The 6,000-nt window shown below is 41.7% G+C and carries 3 protein-coding genes; all 3 read left to right on the top strand.

The genetic code is table 11. The annotated features are described in order from the left end of the window. Positions 1–468 precede the first annotated feature (468 nt). The 3 genes from VF06_RS09740 (at position 469) to VF06_RS09725 (ending at position 5,448) form a co-directional block, all read left to right on the top strand. Positions 469–1,443 carry an RpoD/SigA family RNA polymerase sigma factor gene (locus tag VF06_RS09740; RefSeq protein ID WP_099068822.1) on the top strand — a complete coding sequence of 325 codons (975 nt, stop codon included), beginning with the start codon at positions 469–471 and terminating at the stop codon, positions 1,441–1,443. Between the two features lie 295 nt (positions 1,444–1,738). Beyond that, positions 1,739–4,849, top strand: a complete 3,111-nt coding sequence (locus tag VF06_RS09730) for an efflux RND transporter permease subunit (protein WP_099068821.1) — start codon at positions 1,739–1,741, stop codon at positions 4,847–4,849. A gap of 110 nt (positions 4,850–4,959) precedes the next feature. Continuing rightward, entirely contained in the window at positions 4,960–5,448 is a 489-nt protein-coding gene (locus VF06_RS09725) for a hypothetical protein (RefSeq protein WP_099068820.1), read from the top strand. The last annotated feature ends 552 nt before the right edge of the window (positions 5,449–6,000 follow it).

Here is a 6,000-nt window from a genome sequence, read left to right as displayed (position 1 = left end):
TTATTAATCTCAAGAACATCTAGAGAGTGAATAATAATTTATCAATATCCGCAGGAATAGTAAGATTATTCCTCAAATTTTTAGTGCCATTTTATAAGTCAAATATAAAAGATTTGATTATTTCTCTTCACGCCGTAGATTAATTTAGTTTTGTTTTCTTAATTATCCTGATTTTTTGCTTTTTACTTGACTGTAATCTATTTATACTTCAACTTGAAGTGCGGAATGTGGGTATTACCTATTTTAACTGATGAGTATAACCGTAAATAGGTTACTAAAATATTTTTATTTACTTTTTTTTAGATATTTTTAATTTTTGATTTCTTAAATTTTAAATATTAATACAAGAAAATCATCAACTCCAATGCTCAAACATAAAGAACTAGAAAAATCTCCTCGATAAAATTATTTAATTTATTGTTTCTCTCAGGACTACATAGTAATTCTTTGACAGAGGTTAACCGAATTATGCTTAACTCGATATCTGAAATAAATAATGTTAAGAATAACAAATTTTCACCTCCAGTTGATATGGTGCGTACCTATCTACATGAAATTGGACGTATACCTCTATTGACCCATGAGCAAGAGGTTTTTTTCGCCAAGCAAGTTCAGCACATGATGGCAATGCTTGTTGTCAAGGAAGAACTATCTAAGAAATTACAGCGTCAACCTACTTTGCAAGAGTGGGCTGTTAAGATGCACTTGAGTGAAGAAGTACTGCTCAAACAGCTCAATCAGGGACAACTTGCCAAGCAAAAGATGATTACTGCTAATCTCCGGTTGGTGGTATCAATTGCAAAGAAATATCAGAAACGCAACCTAGAGTTTCTGGATTTAATTCAGGAAGGTACTTTGGGATTAGAACGAGGGGTTGAGAAATTTGACCCGAACCTTGGATACAAGTTCTCGACCTACGCTTACTGGTGGATTCGTCAGGGAATTACGCGGGCGATCGCTCAACAATCCCGTACAATTCGTTTACCCATTCACATTGCTGAAAAGCTAAACAAAATAAAGCGTGTTCAACGAGAACTATCTCAAAAGCTAGGTCATATTCCCACTGCGACTGAAATTGCTGAAGCACTCAATTTGAAACCTAGTCAGATTCGAGAGTATTTACTGTTTGCTCGTCAACCTATTTCCCTAGATATGAGAATTGGAGAGCAGCAGGATACTCAATTGCTGGATATGCTGGAGGACAATGGACTGTCTCCTGAAGACCACACTGTTCAAGAATTTCTTCAGCAAGATATTCAAAACCTATTGTCAAAGTTGCCTCAAGAGCAGCAGGAAGTGTTAACCTTACGCTTTGGTTTAGCAGGCGAACACGAACTCACGCTAGTACAGGTTGGTCAACGCATGGGTATTTGTCGAGAACGAGTGCGACAGCTAGAGAAACACGCTCTAGCACTTCTAAGAAGACAGAATAAAAACTTATAATTTGTAATGCGATCGCGATTTTTTAACCTGTTTTCTCAGTCCCTAAAATCTTTTCTGCTGCTAAGTCAATCTCATTTATGAGCGGCTAGGCTGTAATTACCCACTTTCCCTTCAGTAATGCTCCTTTGACAGCAGCATGAAATAGGTTTTTGGCTGACATCTCTCCTCAAGGTACTTTTGACTCGATCTTACAGATTTCATCTTAATTTCATTTTCATCTGAGACATTAAATACAGTACCTCATCGTAAACATCACTATAACCAAGCAGATATCCCAGCTAGGATCTGAAAAATAATGCTCAATACTATTGTTAAGTGGTCGATCGCGCAAAGGTGGCTAATCGTTATTGCCTCGATATTAATTAGTCTGTGGGGATTGCGCGTCATCACACAAATGCCGCTTGACGTATTTCCTGCCTTTGCTCCTCCCCAAGTAGAAATTCAAGTTCAAGCTTCCGGTTTAGCACCAGAAGAAATCGAGTCTTTGGTGACTCGCCCGATTGAGAGCGCGATTAACGGAACGCCTGGACTAGAATCGCTTCGCTCCGCTTCCGCTGTCGGAATTTCTGCAATTAAAGCCGTCTTTAGCTGGGACACTGATATATACCGTGCGCGTCAACTGGTGACAGAGCGATTACAAGGGGCGCAACTGCCACAAGGGGTTGAGCAGCCAGAAATTCTGCCTGTTAACTCGCCCTTGGGATGGGCTGTCAAATACGCTTTTTCTGCTGAAAGCACTGACATGATGGAGGTGTGGCGTATTGTCAATTGGGATGTAAGAAATCGCTTGCTGGCTGTACCAGGGGTGAGTAACGTATTTCTCTACGGTGGGGATGAGCGACAGTATCAAGTTTTGGTTGACCCAGATAAGCTTAAAGCCTACAATGTCTCCTTGCCAGAAGTCACCCAAGCAGTGCAGAATGCCAACGTCAACGTGCCGGGGGGATTTTTAATTACTCCCGATCAAGAAACGCTAATTCGGGGAATTGGGCGAATAGAGTCGATTGACAAGCTCAAGCGTTCAGTAATTAAGGCGACGAAAGGTACACCCGTATTACTAGAACAGGTAGCAGAGGTCAAAATTGGTCCAGCACTGCGACGTGGAGATGGACTATTTCAAGGCAAACGAGCGGTGATTTTAACTGTCTCCAAGCAGCCTGTGGCAGACACTCCCACCGTTGTCAAAGCTGTGGAAGCAGCAATGGAAGAGATTAAACCAGGGCTACCGAAGGATGTCAAGTTTACTAAGACCTTTGACCAGAATTTATTCATTGAAGCTTCGGTCAAAAACGTTGAGGAAGCCCTGCGGGATGGCGTAATTATTGTTTCAGTTATTCTGATTATCTTCTTGATGAACTGGCGCACGGTTATTATTAGCCTTAGTGCGCTGCCTGTGTCGTTACTGTTGGGGATGATTATTCTGAGCTGGACTGGACAGGGCATTAACACCATGACCTTGGGTGGACTGGTGGTTGCTATTGGTTCTGTGGTTGATGATGCCATCGTTGATATGGAAAACGTTTACCGCCGATTGAGGGAGAACCAAATAGCAGACAACCCGAAAAATCCTTTACAAGTCGTGTTTGATGGTTCAGTAGAGGTACGTGTTAGTGTTCTATTTTCTACAGTAATTATTGCAGTAGTCTTTGCACCGATTTTTGTTTTGTCTGGGGTAGAAGGTCGCATTTTCACACCAATGGGAATGGCGTATTTGCTATCAATTCTCGCTTCTACCTTAGTTGCATTAACACTAACTCCAGCGCTATGTGCTTTATTATTAGCAAATCGCCGTTTACCTAGTACGGAAACTTGGCTAGAGCGCAAAGTACATCAATTTTATCGTCCAGCCTTGAAGTTTTCAATTCGTCGCCCCCAGGTAGTTTTAGGAGTTGCACTTGCGGGTTTTGTCGCATCTATGATAATTCTACCTGGATTAGGAAAAGTCTTCCTGCCAGAGTTCCAAGACCGCTCTTTGGTCAATGCAATAATTCTTTTACCCGGTGAATCCCTGAATGCAACTGACCAAGCAGCTTTAGCGGTGATGGATGCCCTCAAAAAGGATCAGCGTTTCGATGCCATTGCGTTTCGCTCTGGGTTTGCTCAAGGAGACCCGGATGTGGCAGGGGTAAACTTTGGTGAGTTGGATGTGCAAATTAGTGAAGAAGGAGGAAAGGATCGAGAGAAGACTGTTGAAGTACTCCGTAAAGAGTTTGAAAAACTTCCTGGTGTTGCAACTAATATTGGCGGGTTTATCTCACACCGTATGGATGAAATTTTATCAGGAGTCAGAAGTGCGATCGCTGTCAAAATCTACGGCCCCGAACTTGAACAACTCCGTACCATTGGTAAACAGGTACAATCCGCTATGAGTGGTATTCCCGGCATTGTGGATTTGCAACTAGAACCCCAAGTCCCAGTTAAACAAATTCAAATTCAATTTGACCGCGATGCAGCAGCTCGTTATGGGCTAACTGTGGGGGAACTGGCAGAAACTATAGAGACTGGACTGAACGGTAAAGCAGTTTCCCAAGTGCTGGAGAAGCAACAAACGTTTAATCTCGTCGTGTGGTTGCAAGAGCGCTATCGTAACAATTTGGACGTGATTGGTAACTTGTTGGTAGATACACCCAACGGGCAGAAAATTCCCTTATCCCAGGTTGCTAAAGTTGATTATGGCACGGGGCCAAGTACCATTAATCGTGAAAATGTTTCCCGGCTGATTGTGGTTTCTGCCAACGTTTCTGGAAAGGATTTGGGTTCTGTAATTAAAGATGTACGCGATCGCGTCAAACAAATTCAACTGCCTGGAGGCTACTACGTCCAATTTGGCGGTCAGTTTCAGGCACAGGAACAAGCAACGCAGACATTGATAATTGCAGGTGCGATCGCACTCGCAGTAATTTCTGTGCTGATTTACTTTGCCGTCAAGTCAATTCCTGCCACAGCAATGATTATGATTAACTTGCCACTAGCGTTAATTGGCGGTGTAATTTCTGTTGCTATAGGTGGTGGGATCATATCCGTCGCTTCAATGGTTGGTTTCATTACTTTATTTGGTGTAGCTACTCGTAACGGATTGCTGTTAGTAGATAACTATAACAATCGCCTCGCTGAGGGAATACCACTCAAACAAGTGATTGTTGATGGTTCAATGGAACGATTAGTTGCGATTCTCCTGACAGCACTTTCGTCAGCACTAGGTATGGTTCCCCTAGTAATTGGTTCTGGTGCAGGTAAGGAAATTTTACAACCTTTGGCTGTGGTAGTGTTAGGTGGCCTGGTTACTTCCACTGCTTTAACACTCTTAGTTTTGCCGGCTTTATATTCGCTATTTGGGAAATTTTTGGTTCCCAAAAAGACTACACAAGTACAAGAAATTGATGTTACTCAAGGTTCAGTTGTATGACACTTAATTTATTAATTCTTCCCAGATGTCCACCTGGAAATATAGAGATATTCATGCACTACTTATGGGATTAAGCGAAATTTTTCTAATAATCAATGAGGAGTAAATCAATGCAATCATTCAAATTAGGCTTTGTTGTTTTCGCCAGTGTAGGATTACTTTTTTTGGGAGCTTGTAGTAATCAAGCTTCTGAGTCCAGTAGTAATCCTTCTAGTCCTTCTACAGAAAACACTAATAAAACCGAACCAGCCGCCAAAACTGAAACATCTGCTCATGGCGACTCACATGGTAAAAATGCTCAAGTCGTCGAAGCAGGAAAGTATCACTTAGAGTTTGTGCCTGAGAAAGAAGGGAATGCAACTCACTTAGATTTTTATCTGCAAACAGGCGAAAAACACGAAGCTGTTCCAAATGCCAAAGTTACTGCTGATGTTCAGTCACCAGATGGAAAACAAAAGACAGTTCCCCTAACATATGATGCTGATGGTAAACACTATACTGCTAAACTGGATGGAGGTGCGGCAGGTCAATATCAAGTGAAAGTTATTGCGGATGTTGGCACAGAAAAGGTCAATGGTCGGTTTAGTTTTAATCAGTAATCTGAGTATTTAGGCAGCACTTGCAGGGCAGTTATGGCTCATATTGATAGTCACAAGTATAAGTAGGGACAATTACAAATGTGCCTCGTCAGCGTTGAGAGCAACGCTGATTTTGTCATTATTGAGATATAGGACTCATATTTGATTTTTGAAAAAACTCAGTACACATCGAAGAACCTTCTAGCCTATTGCCTATTGCCTGCCTACGCAAATCAGTTCAGGAATCAAATCGGATTCCTATAGTTAATGATATTATCACCAACTCCCTTGCCCTGTTTGCAGATGCAAGTCGTTAAAGAAGTCGGAAGTCGGAAGTATAGTTTTGTAATGGGGATTTAGACTCCACAACAAAACTTGCGGCTTGTAGAAGCCGGGGGCTTAAACCCACGGAATCTGGTTAAAATAAATACTACTTTTCTTACAAGAATAGCAGGCTGAAAGCTGCACGGCTTCGACTCTGGGAGTAGCCAACTCAATGCTTCCTCTGTAGTGTAAAGAAATATTTAGAGAAAATGGTATTTCATCTTGATTTCATTTCTGGATGAAAAGCTA

It is taken from the genome of Nostoc linckia z4 (genome assembly GCF_002608075.1).
GTDB lineage: Bacteria > Cyanobacteriota > Cyanobacteriia > Cyanobacteriales > Nostocaceae > Nostoc > Nostoc linckia.
This window is presented reverse-complemented; position numbering and strand designations above follow the sequence as displayed.